Origin of the sequence: Rheinheimera aquimaris, from assembly GCF_020531985.1 — a bacterium.
GTDB lineage: Bacteria > Pseudomonadota > Gammaproteobacteria > Enterobacterales > Alteromonadaceae > Alishewanella > Alishewanella aquimaris.
Map to the genome: position 1 here is coordinate 89,488 of NZ_JAJAVQ010000001.1, position 21,152 is coordinate 110,639.

20 protein-coding genes are annotated in these 21,152 nt (G+C 48.2%); 9 read left to right on the forward strand and 11 right to left on the reverse strand.

Going from position 1 to position 21,152, the window contains the following annotated elements:
* Positions 1-83: 83 nt before the first annotated feature.
* The 9 genes from fnr to ccoN all read right to left on the reverse strand — a co-directional run bounded on the left by fnr (position 84) and on the right by ccoN (position 7,854).
* Positions 84-797, reverse strand: coding sequence for a fumarate/nitrate reduction transcriptional regulator Fnr (gene fnr / locus LHL18_RS00385; RefSeq protein WP_134055042.1), 714 nt, complete (start codon positions 795-797; stop codon positions 84-86).
* 42 nt (positions 798-839) lie between these two features.
* A complete protein-coding gene (locus LHL18_RS00390) occupies positions 840-1,514 on the reverse strand; it encodes a sulfite exporter TauE/SafE family protein (protein ID WP_226765334.1) in 675 nt (224 codons plus the stop codon).
* Entirely contained in the window at positions 1,511-1,705 is a 195-nt protein-coding gene (gene ccoS, locus LHL18_RS00395; protein WP_134055038.1) for a cbb3-type cytochrome oxidase assembly protein CcoS, read from the reverse strand. Before ccoS ends, LHL18_RS00390 begins: the two co-directional genes overlap by 4 nt.
* Entirely contained in the window at positions 1,702-4,080 is a 2,379-nt protein-coding gene (locus LHL18_RS00400) for a heavy metal translocating P-type ATPase (protein ID WP_226765335.1), read from the reverse strand. Before LHL18_RS00400 ends, ccoS begins: the two co-directional genes overlap by 4 nt.
* A gap of 14 nt (positions 4,081-4,094) precedes the next feature.
* Positions 4,095-4,580 (reverse strand): FixH family protein, encoded by a 486-nt coding sequence (locus tag LHL18_RS00405; RefSeq protein ID WP_134055034.1) that lies wholly within the window; start codon positions 4,578-4,580, stop codon positions 4,095-4,097.
* A 63-nt stretch (positions 4,581-4,643) separates the two neighbouring features.
* Positions 4,644-5,627: a cytochrome-c oxidase, cbb3-type subunit III gene (gene ccoP / locus LHL18_RS00410; protein ID WP_134055032.1), complete on the reverse strand. Its 984-nt coding sequence runs from the start codon at positions 5,625-5,627 to the stop codon at positions 4,644-4,646.
* On the reverse strand, positions 5,620-5,799 hold the full coding sequence (locus tag LHL18_RS00415) for a cbb3-type cytochrome oxidase subunit 3 (RefSeq protein ID WP_134055030.1): 180 nt from the start codon (positions 5,797-5,799) through the stop codon (positions 5,620-5,622). The genes ccoP and LHL18_RS00415 overlap by 8 nt, the downstream gene beginning before the upstream one ends.
* Positions 5,800-5,804: 5 nt before the next feature.
* Positions 5,805-6,416, reverse strand: a complete 612-nt coding sequence (gene ccoO / locus LHL18_RS00420; protein ID WP_134055027.1) for a cytochrome-c oxidase, cbb3-type subunit II — start codon at positions 6,414-6,416, stop codon at positions 5,805-5,807.
* A 10-nt stretch (positions 6,417-6,426) separates the two neighbouring features.
* A complete protein-coding gene (ccoN, locus tag LHL18_RS00425; RefSeq protein WP_226765336.1) occupies positions 6,427-7,854 on the reverse strand; it encodes a cytochrome-c oxidase, cbb3-type subunit I in 1,428 nt (475 codons plus the stop codon).
* 277 nt (positions 7,855-8,131) lie between these two features.
* Between ccoN and LHL18_RS00430 the strand changes: the two genes are divergently transcribed.
* A complete protein-coding gene (locus tag LHL18_RS00430) occupies positions 8,132-8,521 on the forward strand; it encodes a hypothetical protein (RefSeq protein WP_134055024.1) in 390 nt (129 codons plus the stop codon).
* Between the two features lie 75 nt (positions 8,522-8,596).
* Positions 8,597-8,791, forward strand: a complete 195-nt coding sequence (locus LHL18_RS00435) for a hypothetical protein (RefSeq protein ID WP_134055022.1) — start codon at positions 8,597-8,599, stop codon at positions 8,789-8,791.
* 7 nt (positions 8,792-8,798) lie between these two features.
* On the opposite strand, the gene LHL18_RS00440 is transcribed toward LHL18_RS00435, so the two are convergent.
* A complete protein-coding gene (locus LHL18_RS00440) occupies positions 8,799-9,644 on the reverse strand; it encodes an aldose epimerase family protein (RefSeq protein WP_226765337.1) in 846 nt (281 codons plus the stop codon).
* Between the two features lie 80 nt (positions 9,645-9,724).
* Complete coding sequence (gene gap / locus LHL18_RS00445; RefSeq protein WP_226765338.1) at positions 9,725-10,735, reverse strand: type I glyceraldehyde-3-phosphate dehydrogenase; 1,011 nt, start codon at positions 10,733-10,735, stop codon at positions 9,725-9,727.
* Between the two features lie 199 nt (positions 10,736-10,934).
* On the opposite strand from gap, the gene malQ reads away from it, so the two are divergent.
* The 7 genes from malQ to fos all read left to right on the forward strand — a co-directional run bounded on the left by malQ (position 10,935) and on the right by fos (position 21,143).
* Positions 10,935-13,130 (forward strand): 4-alpha-glucanotransferase, encoded by a 2,196-nt coding sequence (gene malQ, locus LHL18_RS00450; protein ID WP_226765339.1) that lies wholly within the window; start codon positions 10,935-10,937, stop codon positions 13,128-13,130.
* A gap of 34 nt (positions 13,131-13,164) precedes the next feature.
* Positions 13,165-15,354 carry a 1,4-alpha-glucan branching protein GlgB gene (gene glgB / locus LHL18_RS00455; RefSeq protein ID WP_226765340.1) on the forward strand — a complete coding sequence of 730 codons (2,190 nt, stop codon included), beginning with the start codon at positions 13,165-13,167 and terminating at the stop codon, positions 15,352-15,354.
* A 20-nt stretch (positions 15,355-15,374) separates the two neighbouring features.
* Positions 15,375-17,432, forward strand: coding sequence for a glycogen debranching protein GlgX (glgX, locus tag LHL18_RS00460; RefSeq protein WP_226765341.1), 2,058 nt, complete (start codon positions 15,375-15,377; stop codon positions 17,430-17,432).
* 97 nt (positions 17,433-17,529) lie between these two features.
* On the forward strand, positions 17,530-19,059 hold the full coding sequence (gndA, locus tag LHL18_RS00465) for an NADP-dependent phosphogluconate dehydrogenase (protein WP_226765342.1): 1,530 nt from the start codon (positions 17,530-17,532) through the stop codon (positions 19,057-19,059).
* The gene (purT, locus tag LHL18_RS00470) at positions 19,056-20,246 is read left to right on the forward strand and encodes a formate-dependent phosphoribosylglycinamide formyltransferase (RefSeq protein WP_226765343.1); all 1,191 of its coding nucleotides are present in this window, start codon (positions 19,056-19,058) and stop codon (positions 20,244-20,246) included. The genes gndA and purT overlap by 4 nt, the downstream gene beginning before the upstream one ends.
* A 145-nt stretch (positions 20,247-20,391) precedes the next feature.
* Positions 20,392-20,760, forward strand: a complete 369-nt coding sequence (locus LHL18_RS00475; RefSeq protein WP_226765344.1) for a DoxX-like family protein — start codon at positions 20,392-20,394, stop codon at positions 20,758-20,760.
* Positions 20,745-21,143, forward strand: coding sequence for a fosfomycin resistance glutathione transferase (gene fos, locus LHL18_RS00480; RefSeq protein WP_226765345.1), 399 nt, complete (start codon positions 20,745-20,747; stop codon positions 21,141-21,143). The genes LHL18_RS00475 and fos overlap by 16 nt, the downstream gene beginning before the upstream one ends.
* The last annotated feature ends 9 nt before the right edge of the window (positions 21,144-21,152 follow it).

The window sequence follows — 21,152 nt, forward strand, 5'->3', positions numbered from 1 at the left end:
TTACGGTTACTGTATTAAGTGTAGTCAAAATAACGTGAACTGACCCAGACTTACTTGCGCTGGCGCAAAGAACGGTGAACAAATTAGCAATGGGCGGTTAGGGCACCCAGTTTAGACAGCGCGGTTTTATCATTAATACTGATAAGCTTGCCATTAACCTGGATCAGCTGTTCTTTGTCCAGTTTACTGAGCAAACGGCTGATGGTTTCTACCGTTAGCCCCAGATAGTTGCCAATGTCACTACGGGTCATCGTCAACCGGAACTCGCTGCCGGAAAAACCACGGCTGGCGTAGCGCTGTGCCAGCTGTGATAAAAACGTCGCCAGTTTTTGCTCTGCTGTTTTGCGGTTTAGTAATAGCATCATCTGCTGATCGGCCTGAATGTCTTCGCTCATCAGGCGCATCATCTGCTGACGTAACCGGGGTAGCTGGTCAAGTAAGGTTTCAAGATTTGGCAGCGGAATCTCACACACCATCGCCGTTTCCAGCGCTTCGGCGTAGCTTGGATGTTGCTGATTACTCAGAGCATCAAAACCAACAATATCACCCGGCAGATGAAAGCCAGTAATTTGCTGCTCGCCCTGCTCAGTCAGCGTAAAGGTTTTAAACGAGCCCGTACGTATCGCGTAAAGGCAGCGCTGTGTTTGGCCAGCTTCAAATAGCATATCGGCTTTATGTAATGGCTTTTTACGCTGGATGATATCATCCAGACGATTCAGCTCAGTGTCGTTAAGCGAAAACGGTAAACATAACTGGCTGAAACCGCAGTCCTGACAATTGATCGCTGAGCGTTGCATAGATACATCCTTTACGCTAAATACCGGTACACGACGGCTAGGTTAGAAAATCAAACGGCGAATGGCAAGCCAAATCGTATAGCTGGCATAAATAGCTAAAGCTGTGGCGATGATATAGCGCAGTAACGGGGTATTTTTTAGCTTGTTTAACAGTTGCGCCGCACTGCCACTGAGCAGTATCGCCGGTAGCGTGCCGATACCAAAACTAAACATGATTAACGAGCCCTGTAACATGCTGCCACTGGCCAGGCTCCAGCCCAGCGTGCTGTATACCAGGCCACAGGGCAGTGCCCCCCAGCACAGGCCATAGCTGTAGGCCTTGATACCAGAATTTAGAGGCAGCAATTTTTTCGCCAGCGGTTGTACGTAACACCATAATTTCTGCCCCAGTTTTTCCAGATGGATGAGGCCAAACCATAGCCGGCTGATATAGAGGGCCATCATTAGCAGCAATACGCCGGCAACTAAACGTAACCAAAGTAACGATACACCTGCAGCCTGCATGGCGCTAACGCCAAAATAACCCACTGCTGCACCAAACAGGCTGTAGGTTGTCAGCCTGCCTAAGCTTAGCAGCAGTTGCAGACGCAACTTCTGCAATGGTGACTGTTGCGGCATAGACAGCTGCAGAGCGGCTGCAATACCACCGCACATTACCAGACAGTGGCTGCTACCGAGCAAACCGATAATCAACGCTGCCAGTAAATCGGTGTTCATTGTTTAGGTGGCTGTTGTTCGTCGTCGGATGAGGCACTGCGACTTTGTGGCTTATTATCATCAAACAGAATACTAAAACCTTCCTTATCCAGATCTTCAAACTGCTTACTGCGAACAGCCCAGAAAAATACCGCTAATCCTATGATAACAAACAAGATGGCAATTGGGATTAGGACGTAAATAACACTCATTTTTTAAGCAGCCTTAAAGAGTTTGATACCACCAGTAACGAGCTGAATGACATACCCAGCACTGCGATATAAGGTGAAACAAAACCGGCAACTGCCAATGGAATAATAAGCAGGTTATAGCCAGCAGACCAATACAGATTTTGTTTAATAACGTTTTGTGCATGACTGCTTTCAGCAAGCAGATGCTCAAGTAAACCTATACTGGGCTGCAACAGTAACACATCGGCCTGATTTTTTGACAGGTCACTGCCGGTTTCCAGCGTCACTGACACATGCGCTGCGTGAAAGGCCGGATTATCATTAATACCATCGCCCAACATCAGCACTTTATGCCCGTCGCGCACCAAATGCTCGATTTCCATTACTTTTTGCTCAGGCGTACACCCTTTATGCATCAAATCAAACTGCAATTGCTGTTGTAGCTGCTGTGCCTGCGCTGAATTATCACCTGTTAGCATAACCAGTTTATAGCCAGCTGTGCGCAACCGCGCAATCAGAGACGGCACTTCTGGGCGTACGGCATCTTGTAACCATATCTCGGCAATACATACCTCGTTGATTGTCAGAAACACCATTGCATCTGACGACGTACTGAGTTTGCAAAAAGCCGAACTGCCGATTTTGACGAGCATATTGTTGTAATTTGTCTGAATTCCGGCGCCGACACTGATCTCCGTCTCTGTTAATGGCAGAGGTACTGTCAGATAAGGTTTAAAAGCCCTGGCGATCGGGTGTTCTGAAAATTGCTCTATATTGGCTATCAGGTTCAGCACATCTGAACGGCTGTACTCAGAGCCATTGATTTTAACCTCTGCGACAGAAAAACGGCCTTCAGTCAGGGTGCCGGTTTTATCAAAAACCAGATGGGTTAGCTGCGGCAGGACATCAAGTACTGTTGAGTGCTTTATCAGAATGCCGCGGCGGTTCAGGCTAGCCAAAGCGCAGGTAACCGCTGTCGGCGCTGCCAGGCTTAATGCACAGGGGCAGGTGGCAACCAGCACCGACAACGTTATCCAAAAGGCACGGTCTGCGTCGAGCCAGAAGTACCATAGTGCAAATGTCGCTACTGCTATCACTAATAAGCGTTCAACAAAATAGCGCGCCAGTTGATCGGTCTTTTGCAACACTGCGGGCTTCTGACTTAATGTTCTTTGCTGCAGTGCGATAATCTGCCCCAAATGTGACGCTGCCAGAGGCTGGCTCACTTTAACCTGCAGCAAGCCATCATGATTTGTACTGCCTGCCAGCACTTTATCACCACATTGTTTTTCTACAGCAGCGTATTCGCCGGTTAGCATTGATTCATCAGCCGAACTGTTACCACTGATAATAATGCCATCTGCTGCGATGGTTTCACCGGGTTTTACCAGTATCACATCACCGGCTCTGAGTCTTTTGGCGGAAACAGCCTGCGGCTGATTATCCTGTAACAGCGTTGCAGCAACAGGCATAATCTTCAGCAGGTTGCTGGTGGCATCCCGGGCACGGGAACGGGCGCGGTATTCAAAGAACTTACCCAGCTGCAGCAAAAAGGTAAACATACATACCGATTCAAAATAGACTTCACCGGTGCGGAATACCGTCGCGTAAGCTGACGCAAAAAAGGTGTAATACACTGCTAAGCTGACAGGAACATCCATATTCAGCTGGCGGGCTTTTATACCGCGCCAGGCGCTTTGTACGAACGGCAGCGCAGCGTATAGCACTACCGGCAAGGTTAGCACCAGGCTAATCCAGCGCAGATAGCCCTGATGTGAGGCTTCAATTCCGGTATAGTCGCCAAAATACAGCGCAACCGCTAACATCATAACCTGCATCGTCATGATACCTGACACGGCTAGTCGCTTTAAAAACCGGTTCAGTTCAGTTTTAAATGCTTGCTCTTCATTGTCAGCTACAAAGGGGCTGGCCTGGTAGCCGATAGCGGCAAGCTTGCTCAGGATAACGCTAAGTGGCGTTTTATCAGCCTGCCAGATCAAGTGACAGCGCTGTGTGGCAGAATTAACCGTGACCTGATGAACGGTATTCAACTGGCGCAGTTGTTTTTCAATCAACCAGGCGCAGGCTGCACAACTGATGCCGGTGACGGATAATGATATTTCGGTTAAATCGCCTTGTTGTACACTGACATCGGCCAGCACATCGGGCGCATCGTATTCTGCCAGCGTGTCGGCAAGCTCCTTTGGCAGCGCATAACGGCTGGCAGGTTCAGTTCTAAAACGGTAATAATCGCTCAGACCACTGGATATGATGGTGTCTGCGATGGCCTGACAACCGGCACAGCAGAATTGCCGCTGCTGGTTATCAAAAGAAAGCGTAAAGTTAAAACCGCCCGGTATCGGCTCATTACAGTGAAAACAACGTTCAGCAGTCACTGAGAAAACCCTACTCAATAGCCAAGTTTAATTTCGGTTGCCGCAGGTAGGTGCAGCTCAGCCCGGAGTTTCCATTCTTTACTGGCATCTGATACTACCAGCTGCCATTTTCCCGTGGGCGATAGTGGCAAATTAGCGACATACAGTAATTCACCGCTACGCTCTGCATCCAGAGCAAAATCACGCGCGGCAAGAGTAGGGTGGTAAAAATCCAGATGCACTTCGCCTTCAAGTACAGCATTTTCAGCAAAGCGCACTATGGCTTTGTTACCGGCAATCAGAATAGTGGCCTGTAAATTTCGCAGTGCAGCCTCGCGGTACTTCGCCAGTTGCATATTAATTGCCCGGCCTTCTTTGTAGTAATCGTCTACGACCAGATCGGGGGAATTCTGCTGCATAATAAAAACGGTGTGTACTGCTTTTAGGGCAGTAAAAACCGGGATAGCAATTAACAGCCATGGCCACAGCTGTTTATACCAGGGTTTAGTGTCGTGCTGCATCACTACCTCTAATACATAGAAATAAGCCCCAAACAGGGGCTTATTCTTATACGGATTGCCAAATTATTGTTGAGCGTCAGGCTTATCCGGGTTTGATAACCGGTATACGTAAGCCGTCAGAATATGTACTTTGTCTTCACCCAGTACATTTTTCCATGCCGGCATCACGCCGTTGCGGCCTTTCGTCAACGTTTCAGCGACAGTATCTGCAGAGCCACCGTATAACCAGATATTGTCTGTCAGGTTAGGTGCACCAAATGGCAGGTTATGCGCCACACTACCTTTACCATCTGCACCATGGCAGGCAGCACACAGTGCAAACTTTGCTTTACCGGCTTCGGCGTCACGGTCATTCACTGTACGACCTGACAAACTCAGCACATAAGCTGTCATTTCTTTAATGCCTTGCTCACCCAACGCGTCGAACCAGGCAGGCATTGCTGCTTTACGGCCGTATAACAGTGTTTCTTTGATTTTGTCTGGTGAGCCACCATACAGCCAGTCGTTGTCTGTCAGGTTAGGGAAGCCTTGCTGACCACGCGCGTCTGAGCCGTGACAAAGAGCACAGTTTTGTAAAAACAAGCGCTGCCCAATTTTGATAGCTTCGTCATCATACGCCAGATCCAGCACATCACGCTTTGCATATTGCTCGAAAATCGGGCCATATACTTCCTGTGCATGTACTACTTCACGATCAAGCTGCACATTTAAGCCTTCTGCCCTGGCATGTTCAGCAGCCAGGCGAGACTCTTCCAGTGATTTCACACCCTGATTTGAGCTGGTCCAGCCTAAAAAGCCTTTCCAGTTTCCAAGCCCCGGGTAAGCTGCCAGATAGTATACTGACCACACCAGCGTCAGGACAAACATATAGGTCCACCAACGCGGCAAAGGGTTGTTGATTTCCTCAATACCGTCTACTTCGTGGCCGGTGTTCTGATCTTCCGGCACGCCAACGTGGTTGGTGAGGTTCCATTTCAACAGCACGGCGCAGCCAATCAGCACCGGCAGGGTTAACACTATGATCCAAGCACTCCAAAAGCTACTCATGATCCGACTCCTGTTTGTTTTTTTGTTGTGCTTTCTGTTCGTCGTCAAAAACCAGATTTGCCGCCTGATCAAAATCAGATTTACGCTTTTTGCTGTATGCCCAGATTACAAAGGCGACAAAGCCGACAAACAAAATCACGGTAAAAATACTATGTAACGTTGCGTATTCCATGAGTATTACTTCAAATGTGTGCCAAGGGACTGCAGATATGCAATTAACGCCTGCATCTCTGTCTTACCCTTCACGGCATCCGCTGCACCTGCTATATCTTCGTCCGTGTATGGCACGTCATACATGCGCATCACTTCCATTTTCTTAGCTGTGTGCTTGCCATCGAGAATATTTTCATTCAGCCATGGGAAGCCTGGCATATTTGACTGTGGTACCACAGAGCGCGGATCCATCAGGTGAGCAAAGTGCCAGTCATCGCTGTAACGCTGCCCAACGCGCGCCAGATCGGGGCCTGTACGCTTGGAACCCCACAGGAAAGGATGGTCCCAAACACTTTCACCGGCGACAGAGTAGTGGCCATAACGCTCAACCTCTGCACGGAAAGGACGTACCATCTGGCTGTGGCAGCCAACGCAACCTTCACGGATATAGATATCGCGACCTTCCAGCTGCAGTGCAGTGTAGGGCGCCATACCATCTACCGGTTGCGTCGTTTCATCCATAAAGAACAGCGGGGTGATCAGTACCAAAGTACCGAAGCTGATCGCAACGATGGTCAAAATAGCTAACAGACCTACGCTGCGCTCAATTTTGTCATGATGATTCTTGTTCGACATGATTTACCTCTTACGCCGCTGCCGGTACAGGTTGTAACGATTCATCTTTTGCACGTATGGTTTTGTATACGTTGTATGCCATTAACAGCATACCGGTCACGACAAATACACCGCCGATAAAACGCATCAGATAAAATGGCATAGACGCTTCCAGGCTTTGTACAAAGCTGTACGTCAGGGTACCGTCAGTATTAACAGCGCGCCACATCATGCCTTGCGTAATACCCGAAATCCACATTGCTACGATATACAGCACTACGCCGATAGTATGCAGCCAGAAGTGGGTGTTAATCAGTGAAATACTGTACATACGGCCCTGGTTATACAGCACAGGGATCAGGTGGTATATCGCACCGATAGAAATCATCGCAACCCAACCCAGCGCACCAGAGTGTACGTGGCCGATAGTCCAGTCAGTATAGTGCGATAGTGCATTTACAGACTTGATTGCCATCATTGGGCCTTCAAACGTTGACATACCGTAGAACGACAGAGATACGATAAGGAAGCGTAAGATAGGGTCAGTTTTCAGCTTATGCCAGGCACCTGATAACGTCATGATACCGTTGATCATACCGCCCCAGCTTGGCACAAACAGCACAACTGACATCACCATACCTAATGACTGTGTCCAGTCAGGCAGGGCAGTGTAGTGTAGGTGGTGCGGACCGGCCCAGATATACAGCGCTATCAACGCCCAGAAATGCACGATAGACAAACGATAAGAATAAACCGGACGACCAGCCTGCTTAGGTACGAAGTAGTACATCATACCCAGGAAGCCTGCAGTCAGCAGGAAGCCAACAGCGTTGTGGCCATACCACCACTGGATCATCGCATCTACCGCACCTGCATAGATTGAGTATGATTTAAAGGCACTGACCGGTATCGCCATGCTGTTGACGATGTGTAGTGCTGCAACGGTCAGAATAAAACCGCCAAGGAACCAGTTTGCTACATAAATATGGCTGGTTCTGCGTTTTACCAGCGTACCGAAGAATACGATGGCATAACAAACCCAAACCAATGTAATCAGAATATCAATTGGCCATTCCAGCTCAGCATATTCTTTTGAACTGCTCAAGCCCAGTGGCAGCGTCACAATCGCCGAAACGATAACCGCTTGCCAGCCCCAGAATGTAAACATGGCCAGCTTTTCTGCAAACAACCTTACCTGGCAGGTACGCTGCACTATGTAATAGCTGGTAGCAAACAGGGCGCTGGTACCAAAAGCGAAAATAACCGCATTGGTATGTAAAGGACGAAGGCGACTATAGGTCAACCAAGGTGTATCGAAGTTTAATGCTGGCCAGTATAACTGGGCCGCAATTAACACGCCTACTGCCATACCTACAATACCCCAAAGCACTGTAGTTAAAGCAAACAGGCGGACAACGCTATAGTTGTAGTCAACATTTAACGAATTGGTCTGGCTCATGTTGAGTTCCGCTGCAGTTTGTGCTGGTTACTGATACAGGCTGGTAAACAGCCATTCTTGTTATAGACAGCTAATACACCCAGTAAATGCAATGTTTTAGCTATCAATTTGGGGCTGCATATTAAGGGTTTTACCTTCGAAAAGATAGGCAAAACAGCCCGTTTTATGATTTAGAACAAAGTTCAAGATTAATAATTAACCAATTCTAGCTGCTGTTTGAAGCTTTTCCGCAAAACAACATACAATACGCAAACTTTTTAGCGTTATCGGGTTAATCATGCGGCTATTTTATCTGGTTTTACTGGCAATTTGTGCAGTCAGCGGATGCCAGCCGGCTGACAAAGCTCCCATCTCATCGCGTTTGTTAATTGATGAAGCGAGTGTGCAGCTGCAGCTTACTCCGGCTGATGCTCCGGTTGAAACACCGCTTCAGTTGCAGGTTTACGGTGAAGGTATAGCTGAAATAACCGGAGAAATCAGTGGTATATCGATGTATATGGGGCGGGTGCCGCTGAAGTTCAGCCGGCATGACACTGCCTGGCAGGCGGAATTTTTGCTTGGGGCGTGCAGTGATCCGAAGATGTTGTGGCAAGTTGAATTGGAATTGACGTTGACTGATGGAAAAAAACGATTGCTAAAACAACAGTTTCATTCAAGTTGGCGCTAAAAAGGATAATTTTCACTTGAATTATGGTTAAAAAATAGCCAGTATCGCACAGCAAAATAAATTGGAGTGATCAAAATGACCAGTGAGTTTGTGCGCAATATACACCTGGCAACTGCCCAGAGATTAAAAGAGCAGGGTGCTGATTTAAATGGCATTGTTGAGCATTTCGAGAATGTTTACTTGCCGATGGATGAGGTGCCTGAAATGCTGGGGCAGCTTGGCTACCCGCAGCAGGATTTAAAGCAGTTTTTAAAAGGCCTCGACTCCTAAACCCTCTTCAGGTTGCTGCTTTGATTTGCTGCGTCAGATTGAGTGGCGCAGCTTCGTCCAACTGCAGTCTGGCTGTTTCGACACAAATAAATTCCAGATAGCTATCGTCACGAAGATCTGTTATCTGCCGGCTGCGCTCAACCCATGGGTTCCATACCACTGTTGCATCTTGCCCTTGTTGATTCAGATTAACGACTGAGTCTGGCATTAATAGCTGTAAACTGGCAGCCGGTGAAGGGTACACTCTGTCAACTTCAGCATTAAAAATTGCCTGCTCTGAAGCGTCAGATACCGTGGTTGCAGTTACCTTGTCGCTGTACTGTCGGGGCAAAGGTTGTACCCGGGTTTGTGCTAATTCTGTAATAGCGAAATAGCTGTGCAACGCGGCTTGCTGCGGTAATGATGTGTTACAACATAAGTTAATAGTTAAACGGCTATCTAAAATAACCTGCAACTGTAAAGTGACGTCGCCAGCGTGGTGGGGCAAATCATCAACGGTAATTTCAAGCGTTGCATTGGCATGGCTGTCATCCGTGTGTTGATTTACCAGCTGCCACATCCTTGTTCGTACCACACCATGATTGGGGACTTTGTTTTGTTTGGGGTTGACTCTGCTATCCGCAGGACCAAACCACGGCCAGCATACAGGCACGCCACCGCGAATAGGCGTCTGATTATGCCATTGCGCTAAAGGAGATAGCCAAAGTTTGTCCACATCGGGTGCTGGCCGGTACGATAAGACCTGGGCGCCATATAATGAGATCACTGCAGTGGCATTGCCATATTGCAACGTAATACAGGGCAGGTCAGTTAAATGTGCAAACCCGGTTTGCGCGGTGATAGAACTGTTCAAAAGTCAGGCTCCTGATATTAGGTTTTGGGGGCCAAAATAAAACAGCCAGCTTAAAGCTGGCTGTTTTATCATGCAATGCCTCAGGCGTGCTTCATAAATTCAACAGTGTTGTCCAGCATGCGGTTGCTGAAACCCCACTCGTTGTCGTACCAGCTCATTACTTTTACCAGACGGCCGTTAACCCGTGTTTCTGTCGCATCAAAGATAGAAGATTTCGGATTATGGTTAAAATCGACTGATACCAAGGGTAAATCGTTTACTGCCAACACTTCAGCCATAGGGCCTGACGCACAGGCTTTGCGGATAATGTCATTTACTTCATCAATAGAGGTGTTACGGCCTGCGATAAAGCTTAAATCCACTAAAGATACATTGATGGTAGGCACGCGTACGGCTAAACCATCAAACTTGCCTACCAGCGCCGGCACAACCAGGCCAACTGCAGCTGCGGCACCGGTTTTTGTTGGGATCATTGACATGGCAGCAGCACGTGCACGGCGTACATCGGTGTGATAAACGTCACTTAAGCGCTGGTCATTGGTGTAAGCGTGAATAGTGGTCATCAGGCCTGACTCAATACCCAGTGCTTCATTTAACGGCTTGGCTATTGGTGCAAGGCAGTTAGTGGTGCAGGAAGCATTAGAAATAATGTTCATCTGCGGCGTTAAAATTTGATGGTTTACACCATACACCACTGTTGCGTCGACATCTTTGGCCGGTGCAGAAATAATGACTTTCTTTGCTCCGGCTTCAAGGTGGGCGCCAGCACTTTTACGGTCAGTGAAAAGCCCTGTACATTCCAGTACAACATCTACTTTAAGTTGTTGCCACGGCAGGTTAGCCGGATTACGTTCACTCAGTGTCAGGATCTCATCCTGATTTACATATATAGCTTTATCACTATGCTCGACGTTGGCAGCGAAAATACCATGTGCTGTGTCGTACTTCAGTAAATGGGCATTGATGGCGGCGTCGCCTAAATCATTAATCGCCACTACCTTAATGTCGTAGTTTTTGCTGCTCTCGTATAAAGCACGCAGTACGTTGCGGCCAATGCGACCAAAACCGTTGATTGCAACACGAATTGTCATACATACCCCGTCAAAATAGCTGTTATGAAACTGAACTGAATAATATGTGTAGTAAAATTACATTAATCAGCAGTTTTTTCAAGTTTAAAACGCTATAAAACCGGCATTTATGTAATTAAATGACATAAATGAACAATGACATTGGTTGCGATGGCGCCTAGAATGAGCGTTAGCCAACTGACAATAATAAGGATTTATCATGGACGCCGCCTTACTGGCTGAATTGATCGCATTTTGTGGCATTGAAACCGAATTTAACGATGCCTGGGGCAAGCCGACCCGGGTTAGTGAAACACAACAGCTGGAACTGTTAAAAGCGCAGGGCTTTGACATCGAAGATGACGACACCGCGCGGCTGCAATTACTGGCGAGGCAGCTCGACTTCTGGCAACAGCCTTTGCAGCAGGTCTCGGTGCAACGCCTTGGCGAGCCGCTGCAGGTATCGCTTCAGGTTGCTCTGGAGCAGGCAAACACGGTTATTGCACTGCAGCTTACCTGTGAGGATGGCCAGCATTACACCTGCAACCTTACTCCGGTAGACGGTGAGCTGACGCAGGTTATCGTGCTTGATGAGGTTGAGTACCACCAGTATCTGCACGAACTGCCATGGCAATTGCCTGCAGGTTACCATCAGTTAGCTATCGCTGGCAGTGCTCAGCAACAACGGCTGATTATTACGCCCGGGCGCTGCTTTCAACCGGAGCAGTTTACCCGGCATAAGCAATGGGGTATTGCGTTACAGCTCTACGCACTGCGCTCTGAACGTAACTGGGGCATAGGGGACTTTACCGACCTGAGTCATACCCTTAGCTATCTGGCCAGCGTTGGCGCTGATTTTGTCGGTCTGAATCCTATTCATGCGTTGTATCCGGCGATGCCGGAGAGCGCCAGTCCTTATAGCCCGTCATCACGACGCTGGCTGAATATCAGTTACATTGACGTTGAGGCTATGCCGGGTTTTGCCAATTGCAGCCGCACCAAAGCACTGGTTGAAGCACCGGGCTTCGTATCACAGCTCAGTGAGCAGCGTCGTAAAGATTACGTAGATTACAGCGGCGTTATGCAATTAAAGCTGCCTGCAATGAAAAGCTTATATCAGTGGTTTAGTGAGCAGAAAAGCACTACAGCCAAAGATATAAACAAAGCATTTAAGCAGTTTAAGCTACAAGGCGGTGATAGTTTACTGCAACTGGCGTTATATGATGCTTTACACGCCCATTTATATCAGCAGAACAGCGATTATTGGGGCTGGCCAAACTGGCCGGAGCAATATCGTGACCCGGCGTCAGACGCTGTTATGCAATTTAGCAAGCAACACAGCGCAGAGCTGGATTTTTACTGTTACCTGCAGTTTATTGCACAGCAGCAATTAGCGCAGGCACAACAGGTAGCCAAAAATGCCGGTATGCTGCTGGGGCTATACCGCGATTTAGCCGTAGGCGTCAGTGAAGCGTCAACCGAGATATGGTCAAATCCACAATTGTACTGCCGACAAGCCAGTGTAGGCGCTCCGCCTGATCCGCTTGGGCCTGCAGGCCAGAACTGGGGATTACCACCGATGTATCCCTATCAATTGTACAAGCAGGCTTATCAGCCGATTATCGACTTGTTGCATGCCAATATGCAGCACGCAGGTGCACTGCGTATTGATCACGTTATGGCATTGCTTCGTTTATGGTGGGTACCGAAAAGTGCCGCAACTGCAGCCGGTGGTGCTTATGTCTATTACCCTATTATGGATCTGCTGGGTATTCTGGCACTGGAAAGTCAGCGTAATCAGGCTGTAGTGATAGGTGAGGACCTCGGCACTGTGCCTGATGGCATTCGTGAACTGCTGTCTGACTATGGTGTGTATTCTTACCGGGTGTTCTTTTTTGAAACTGCTGCTGATGGCGGTTACATCTCACCACAGCATTATCCGCAGCAGGCCATGGCGACACTGACTACGCATGATTTGCCAACCCTAATCGGCTTCTGGCACTGTGATGATTTGCGTTTAGGCAAAGAGTTGGGCTTATATCAGGATGAGGCACAGTTACAGCAACTGTACGCTGAGCGCCATGCAAATAAACAACGTATTCTTGATTCGTTGCATGGACACCGTATTGGCGGCGACAGTGTTTTACCGCACGATTATCCGCGCAGCAGTGAGCACCTTGGTATGGATAAAACACTTAACTATGCGTTGCAGCGTCATCTTGCAGCAACGTCGAGTCAACTGCTGTGTCTGCAACTGGAAGATGCTTTGGAAATGACACAGCCGGTGAATGTACCCGGTACCAGTTCAGAGTATCCAAACTGGCGGCGTAAACTGTCGCAACCACTGGAGCAGTGGAGCCAGCGCGAGGATATCCGGCAGTTATTCAGTGACATAAGCCGCATCCGTAAAGACTAGTATTTTAACGTACAACAATAAGAAAGGAATGGACATGAGTTTAGCGTTATTGCAACAGGTCAACTGCGCCACGCCATTTTTGTTACTGGGTTGGCAGCCTTTAGAGCAGGGCAAAGCCACAGGGCTGCTGCTGCGGGTTTATTTACCACATGCGACGGCGGTTACAGCATTGAGTGCTGATGGTAAAAAAGCGCTTGGCGAGCTGACGGCTGTCAGTGGTTTTGACGGCGTGTTTGAGTTGAAACTGAGTAAAAAACGCAAAGTTGAAGCTTATATTCTGCAAGTGCAGGCCGGCAATTATCAATATCAGCTGTTTGATCCATACCAATTTAAAGATGAAGCCTATTATGCGGTACATTATGTCACTAGCCAGCCAGAGAATCTGTACCGCCAGCTTGGTGCGCAGTTAATTGAGCTGGATATTGGCACGAAAAAAGTACCGGCAACCCGTTTTGCGGTGTATGCACCTAACGCCAGTGCCGTCAGCGTCATTGGTGATATGAATAGCTGGGATGGCAGAGTACACCCGATGCAGCGCACCGAGTGTGGGCATTGGGTACTGGTGCTGCCGGAAGTAGCCCAGGGCGTGCGTTACAAATACGAAATAAAGGACCGACACGGCCACTTGCTGCCGCATAAAGCTGATCCTATGGCGTTTTATGCTGAGCAATATCCATCGCATGCATCGTTAGTGTTTGATCATCAGCATTACCAATGGCAGGACAGCGATTGGTGTAACCGCAAAGCCATTAATCCGCTGCACAGCCCAATCAGTATTTATGAGCTGCAAGCCGGTAGCTGGAAACGGCAGAACGATAATCAACCGCTCAGTTACCGTGAACTGGCCGAACAGCTTATCCCTTATGTGCTGGATATGGGCTATACCCATATCGAGTTATTACCTGTGATGGAGCATCCGTTTGATGGGTCCTGGGGTTATCAGCCGCTTGGCCTGTTCGCGCCGACATCGCGTTTTGGCAACCCGGATGATTTTAAATATTTCGTCGATAAATGCCATCAAGCGGGTATAGGCGTGATTCTGGACTGGGTGCCGGCGCATTTCCCGGAAGATGGTCATGGTCTGGCCCGCTTTGATGGTAGCCATCTTTATGAATACGAAGACCCTCGTAGAGGTTGGCATCCTGACTGGAACTCCTGTATTTACGATTACGGTAAAGGTTATGTGCGCCAGTTTCTGGTTGCCAGTGCTTTATTTTGGCTGGAGCATTTTCATATCGACGGGTTGCGCGTAGATGCCGTCGCTTCGATGTTGTACTGGGACTATTCGCGTAAAGAAGGCGAGTGGATCCCGAATATCGACGGTGGCAACCATAATTATGAGGCCATAAGTTTCTTTCGCTGGTTTAATACTGAGGTATACAGCAAATACCCCAAAGCGATGACAATCGCCGAAGAGTCGACATCCTTTCCTATGGTGTCGCGCCCGGTAGATATGGGGGGGTTGGGTTTTGGTTTTAAATGGAATATGGGCTGGATGAATGACAGCTTGCGTTACATTAGTAAAGATCCGGCATACCGGCGTTATCATCATAACGACCTGACGTTTTCGATGGTGTATGCCTATAACGAAAACTTTATTCTGCCGCTTTCGCATGACGAAGTGGTGCACGGCAAAGGCAGTTTACTGAACAAAATGCCTGGCGATGAATGGCAACAAGCTGCTAACTTAAGGGCCTATTATGCTTTTATGTTTGCTCACCCGGGAAAGAAGCTGAATTTTATGGGTAACGAGTTTGCTCAGGGGCGCGAGTGGAATCATACCCAAAGCTTGGATTGGCACCTGCTTGGGTATGATAAGCACAGGGGCATACAGCAGCTGTTTCGTGATTTAAACCAAACGTACCGCCGCTGTGCACCACTGTATGAGCTGGACTATCAGCACGATGGTTTCAGTTGGCTCGATCATCAGGATGCCGATAACAGCACGTTGAGTTTTTTACGCCGTGACAGTCAGGGTAATACCATATATGTGGTCAGTAATTTTACACCGGTGCCGCGTACAGATTTTCTGCTGGGCGTTGAACAGCCAGGTGATTACGAAGTTATTCTTAACACCGACAGTGAGTATTACTGGGGCAGCAATTATGAGGTAGGCAGTGCACTTCACAGTATTGCGATGCCTTATCATGGTAAAGCACAGCATATCTGTCTGCAGCTGCCGCCAATGGCCACCTTATATATCCGCAGGAAACATCAGGGCTGATTACGGGGAAGCTGTTTGTTATGAGTAACCATATACCGCTATTAAAGTTGTCCGCCGGAACCGCCTCACCACTTGGGGCAAGTTGTTTACAGCAAGCTGGGCCAGGTGTGTGGAATTTTGCAGTATTTGCGCCGGATGCGACAGCCTTAACCCTGTGTTTGTATCAGCCTGATACTGAAGAGCTGTTGGGCGAGCTTGCTTTCAGTGCCCGTACTGGTGAAGTCTGGCATTTACAGGTCAGTGGCATTGAAGAGGGAACCTTATACGGCTTAAAAGCCGATGGCCCCTTCGATAGCGACAAGGGTTTAGTATTTGACGCTGAGCGTCTGCTGCTGGACCCTTATGTGCGCCAGTTAAACCGCAGTATTAGTTTTAATGAACGCTTGTATATCACTAAAAGCCATTACATGCTGGCAAAAGGCATGTTAAAAGCACAGCCGTTTGACTGGCAAAGCAGTACTAAACCCGAGATTGCACGGGAAAAAACGGTCATATACGAGGCCCACGTCAAAGGCATGACAATGCTGCACCCTGACGTACCTGAAGAGTTACGCGGAACCTACCTTGGGCTGTGCCATCCGGCCGTCATTGCACATTTAAAACAACTTGGTATTACTACGTTGCAACTTTTGCCAGTGGCGGCCTTTATGAGTGAGCCGCGGTTGGGCAAACTGCAGCTAACAAACTACTGGGGTTATAACCCTGTGAGTTTTTTTGCGCCTGATCCGCGTTATCAGTATCAGGACGCGGTTACCGAGTTCAAAACTCTGGTACGAACTTATCATCAGGCTGGCATAGAAGTGATTCTGGATGTGGTGTTTAATCATACTGCAGAGGCAGGGGATGATGGCCCGTTGCTGAGTTTTCGTGGCCTGGCGAATAAGCACTATTACTTGTTTGAAAGCCATGCAGATATCACCGACTTTACCCAGCCATGTAATTACACCGGTTGCGGCAATACGCTGAATGTCGCGCATCCTGCTGTGCAAAAGCTGGTGATGGATGCTTTGCGTTATTGGGTAACCGAAATGAAGGTTGACGGTTTTCGGTTTGACCTGGCAACAACTCTTGCGAGAGAGCATAAAAGGTTTAATCCTTATGCGGCATTTTTTCAAATCATCGCACAAGATCCAGTGTTATCGGGTGTAAAACTGATTGCTGAGCCCTGGGATGTTGGCCCTATGGGGTATCAGCTGGGGCAGTTTCCTGCTCACTGGTCAGAATTAAATGACAAGTGCCGTGACACCTTCCGCGCATTCTGGCGTGGTGATAAAGGCGTGTTACCAGAATTTACCACCCGTTTGCTTGGGTCACGGGATATTTTTCAAAAACACCATAAACCAGCGTGTTGCAGTGTAAATTATCTGACCTACCATGACGGTTTTACGCTGCAGGATGTGGTCAGTTACAAAGACAAACATAACTGGCTAAATGGCGAGGAAAACCGTGATGGCCATAACCATAATCTGAGTTGTAACCATGGCGTCGAAGGGCCAAGTAAAGACCCGTCAGTTAAAGCCAACCGATATTTACATAAACGTAATCTGGTCGCCACGTTATTGCTTAGCCAGGGCATGATCCACTGGCTGGGTGGTGATGAGTTGAGTCACAGTCAGCGTGGTAATAATAATGCGTACTGTCAGGATAACGATATCAGCTGGCTGGACTGGCATCTGGACAGCGACGAGGAAGACTTTCTGCAATTTGTCCGCCAGATGCTGGCATTTCGGCGCAAATACAGCTGCCTGCAACAATTATCACTGCTGGACGACAGTTATCAGTTGCATGGTGACAAGCATCATATTCAATGGTATCTGCCGGATGGTGAAAAAAAACAGCCCCAGGACTGGCAAGACCCTGAGCGGTTAAGCTGTATTTTTCAGATCACCAATAAAACCAATCAGGCCAGCCTGTTGTTTGTGTTAAATGCCGACAGCAATTTACTGCAACTGACATTACCCGGTAAAGCACGCCGATTGTTGTTTGACACCAGTGTTGATAAAGGTTTACTGCAACCCGCTGGCCAGACAACATTACAATACCAGCAGAATGCGCACAGTATGTCGGTATGGCTGTAGGTTTATTGACTCCTTTTCAGTATAATGCGCGCCGTTTATGTGCTGTCCGGTGTTTGCACGCGGGCTGGCAAAAATGAAAATAATGAAGGAATGTCAGATGACAGACACAGCTGCACTTTGTGATATCGGTTTTGTCGGCGCCGGTGTAATGGGCAAAAACCTTATTCTGAACCTGGCGGATAACGGTTACCGCGTTGCCGCGTTCGATTTGGATCACCAGAAACTGGAAGCTGTGTTGGCGCAGGACAAAGCTGAGCGGGGCGACAAGCCCGCCCGCGTTATCGCTTGCAGCTCTTACACCGAGTTATTATCCCGCTTATCGGCACCGCATTTAATCGTGCTGTCGGTGCCGGCTGGTAAACCGGTAGACGATGTGTGCCATAAGTTAATTGATGCTGGTATTCAGGCGGATGACATTATCGTCGATACCGGTAACAGTCTGTGGACAGATACCGTTGCGCGTGAAAAAGACTTTGAAGGGAAGTTTATCTTCTTCTCTACTGCGGTATCTGGCGGTGAAGTGGGAGCCCGGTTTGGTCCATCATTAATGCCAAGCGGCGATCCCTACGCCTGGACCCGCATTAAACCGTTATGGCAAGCCATTGCTGCTAAAGTTGACCCCGCTACCGGTAAGCCGATAGAACGGTTCGAACCGGGTAACCCGGTTACCGAAGGTGAGCCATGTGCCACTTATATCGGCCCAAGCGGGTCTGGTCATTATGTCAAAATGGTGCACAACGGCATTGAATATGCTGACATGCAGCTGATTTGCGAAGCCTATCAGGTAATGCGCGATATTTTGGGCATGCCGGCGGCAGAAATTGCTGAAGTGTTCAAACAATGGAATGAAGGCAAGCTGCACAGCTATTTAATCGGCATCAGTGCTGATGTGCTGGCAACCAAAGATTCAGAAACCGGTCTACCGCTGGTTGACGTCATTATGGATAAAGCCGGACAAAAAGGTACCGGGCTTTGGACAGCCGTCAGCAGCCTGCAGCTTGGCAGCCCGTCACCCACTATTGCCGAGGCAGTGTATGCCCGCTCGTTGTCAGCGCTAAAACATGAACGGGTGAAAGCAGCAACGGTGCTGGCCGGCCCGGCACAAAACCTGATTTCGGATGAGCAAAAACAAGACATTATTCAGGCACTGCATGATGCGCTGTACTGCGCAAAAATCTGTGTTTATGCGCAGGGTTTCCACTTAATGAAAACAGCGGCAGACGAGCATGGCTGGCAGCTTAACTTTGCTGAAATTGCCAAAATCTGGCGTGCCGGTTGTATTATCAGAGCGGTATTTTTGCAATCTATTACCGAAGCTTATGAGCGTAATGATGAGCTGGAAAACTTGCTGCTTGACCCCTTCTTTGCAAAACAAATCTCTGTCTATCAGCAAAACTGGCGTAAGGCTGTGGCTAGTGCCACTCTGGCCGGTATTCCGGTAGCTGCGCTTAGCTCTGCACTTAGTTACTACGATTCCTACCGTACAGCAGTTTTACCGGCAAATTTACTACAAGGTCAGCGTGACTATTTTGGTGCTCATACGTTCGAGCGTACTGATAAAGCTAAAGGCCGTATGTTCCATGTCGACTGGAGCAACCCGGCCCGGCCAATGGTGAAAATAAAATGATGAACACTGTAATAGGAACCGTGGGCTGTACCAGCAGCACTAAAGTGCTGTTACTCGGCGCAGGTGAGCTGGGTAAAGAGCTGTGCATTGAGCTTAAGCGTTACGGTTGTGAAGTGATAGCGGTTGACCGTTACCCCAATGCGCCTGCGATGCAGGTGGCCGATAAAGCGGTTGTTATGTCAATGCTGGACAATGCCGCGCTACGCCAGCTGGTTATCAGCGAAAAACCGGCCCTTATCGTGCCTGAGTTAGAAGCCATTGCAACCTCTGTGCTGATTGAATTGGAAGACTGCGGCTTTAATGTAGTACCCAGCGCCAAAGCGGTAAACCTGACGATGAACCGAGAAAGGATCCGCCGGTTAGCTGCAGAGGAGCTAAAGCTTGCGACATCACCGTTTCAGTTTGCCAGTGATAAAGACAGCTTTATTGCCGCGGTGAATGCCATTGGTTATCCGTGCGTAGTGAAGCCAATTATGTCATCCAGTGGTAAAGGCCAGAGCGTACTGCATAGTGCTGCTGATCTGGATAAAGCCTGGTTATATGCCCAGGAAGGTGGCCGTGCCGGTAAAGGTCGGGTGATAGTTGAAGGCTTTATCGATTTTGACTATGAAATTACGCTGCTGACAGTCAATTCGGTGTCCGGTATTCAATATTGTGCACCTATCGGCCATCGTCAGGAAAAAGGTGATTACCGCGAAAGCTGGCAACCGCAAGTAATGAGCGAAAAAGCACTGAATACCGCCAAAACCTATGCCAAAGCAGTAGTGGAGGCATTAGGCGGGCGCGGTCTGTTTGGTGTTGAGCTGTTTATTAAAGGTGACGAGGTTTACTTCTCTGAAGTATCACCGCGGCCGCATGATACTGGCATGGTAACGTTGATATCGCAGCAACTGAGTGAATTTGCGTTGCATGCCCGCGCCATCTTAGGCTTGCCAATACCGCAAATTAAACAATACGGCCCGGCAGCTTCTGCCGTGCTGTTGGTACCAGGCAACAGTGCTGATATTCAGTACCATGGTTTAGCTGCAGCATTAGCCGAACCTGATACAGAACTACGTATTTTCGGTAAGCCTGAAGTGCAGGGCGAGCGTCGCATGGGAGTCGCATTGGCACTGAGTGACAGCGTTGAAGCTGCAACGCAAAAAGCGCTGAATGCAATCAGTAAGCTAAGCGTCACGTTAAAGTAACGCTTGAACTGTAAAAAACCACCTGCGGGTGGTTTTTTTATGTCTGCTGATGTAAATAAGTTTTTCACTTTGCTGGTAAAGTTCACTAGCATCAGAGCTTGTTTGCTTCTTCAGGTTTTTAGATAGGAAGTGTCGAATTTTGAACATGGTGCAACTGACTCGTTATGTCATTGGTTTAACTTGGATTTACCACGGAATCTTCCCTAAGTTATTACAAATTGCTCCGCTGGAGCAGACGATGACCAGCAGCTTGGGTTTTTCAGATGAAATCACTTATCTATTGGTAAAAACTGCAGGCGTAGCAGAAGTTATTTTTGGCCTGATATTTATTTGCTGCTACCAGTTTAAAGTGGTGCAGCTTTTGAACATTATTGGTTTGGTCAGCCTGTTACTGTTTGCTGCAACAATGACGCCCTTTATATTGTTGGAAGCCTTTAACCCGATCACGACGAATATTCCGTTAATTGTATTAGGCTATTACCTGTATAAGGAATCGCTGTGCTCCAGGGAATAAACCATATCACCATTGCGATGAGCAATTTAGATCGCTCGCTAGCGTTTTACGCTGAATTGCTCGGCATGAAAGCGCATGTTCGCTGGGATACCGGTGCTTATCTGAGCCTTGCGGATATGTGGTTTTGTTTGTCTTGTGACACGCCAATACCAAATCAGGACTATTCACATATTGCACTAACTATTGCTGAAAAAGACTTTACGGCTTTTGCGACAAGGCTACGTAAAAATGGCGTAATCGAATGGAAACAGAATAGTAGTGAAGGGCAGTCAATTTATTTTCTGGACCCAGATGGCTACAAGCTGGAGCTGCATTGCGGCAATTTGCAATCAAGGTTAGCAGCGTTAACTCAGCAGCCCTATTCTGGCTTGATTTGGTTGTAATCAAAGTAA

Bases quoted from the DNA above. Each gene is read 5' to 3' on its own strand.
- LHL18_RS00405 (WP_134055034.1), bottom strand. From the start codon at position 4,580: ATGCAGCACGACACTAAACCCTGGTATAAACAGCTGTGGCCATGGCTG.
- LHL18_RS00475 (WP_226765344.1), top strand. From the start codon at position 20,392: ATGGTGCAACTGACTCGTTATGTCATTGGTTTAACTTGGATTTACCAC.
- malQ (WP_226765339.1), top strand. From the start codon at position 10,935: ATGGACGCCGCCTTACTGGCTGAATTGATCGCATTTTGTGGCATTGAA.
- gap (WP_226765338.1), bottom strand. From the start codon at position 10,735: ATGACAATTCGTGTTGCAATCAACGGTTTTGGTCGCATTGGCCGCAAC.
- LHL18_RS00415 (WP_134055030.1), bottom strand. From the start codon at position 5,799: ATGGAATACGCAACGTTACATAGTATTTTTACCGTGATTTTGTTTGTC.
- glgB (WP_226765340.1), top strand. From the start codon at position 13,165: ATGAGTTTAGCGTTATTGCAACAGGTCAACTGCGCCACGCCATTTTTG.
- ccoS (WP_134055038.1), bottom strand. From the start codon at position 1,705: ATGAGTGTTATTTACGTCCTAATCCCAATTGCCATCTTGTTTGTTATC.
- purT (WP_226765343.1), top strand. From the start codon at position 19,056: ATGATGAACACTGTAATAGGAACCGTGGGCTGTACCAGCAGCACTAAA.
- ccoO (WP_134055027.1), bottom strand. From the start codon at position 6,416: ATGTCGAACAAGAATCATCATGACAAAATTGAGCGCAGCGTAGGTCTG.
- glgX (WP_226765341.1), top strand. From the start codon at position 15,375: ATGAGTAACCATATACCGCTATTAAAGTTGTCCGCCGGAACCGCCTCA.
- LHL18_RS00430 (WP_134055024.1), top strand. From the start codon at position 8,132: ATGCGGCTATTTTATCTGGTTTTACTGGCAATTTGTGCAGTCAGCGGA.
- fnr (WP_134055042.1), bottom strand. From the start codon at position 797: ATGCAACGCTCAGCGATCAATTGTCAGGACTGCGGTTTCAGCCAGTTA.
- LHL18_RS00390 (WP_226765334.1), bottom strand. From the start codon at position 1,514: ATGAACACCGATTTACTGGCAGCGTTGATTATCGGTTTGCTCGGTAGC.
- ccoP (WP_134055032.1), bottom strand. From the start codon at position 5,627: ATGAGTAGCTTTTGGAGTGCTTGGATCATAGTGTTAACCCTGCCGGTG.
- LHL18_RS00435 (WP_134055022.1), top strand. From the start codon at position 8,597: ATGACCAGTGAGTTTGTGCGCAATATACACCTGGCAACTGCCCAGAGA.
- gndA (WP_226765342.1), top strand. From the start codon at position 17,530: ATGACAGACACAGCTGCACTTTGTGATATCGGTTTTGTCGGCGCCGGT.
- ccoN (WP_226765336.1), bottom strand. From the start codon at position 7,854: ATGAGCCAGACCAATTCGTTAAATGTTGACTACAACTATAGCGTTGTC.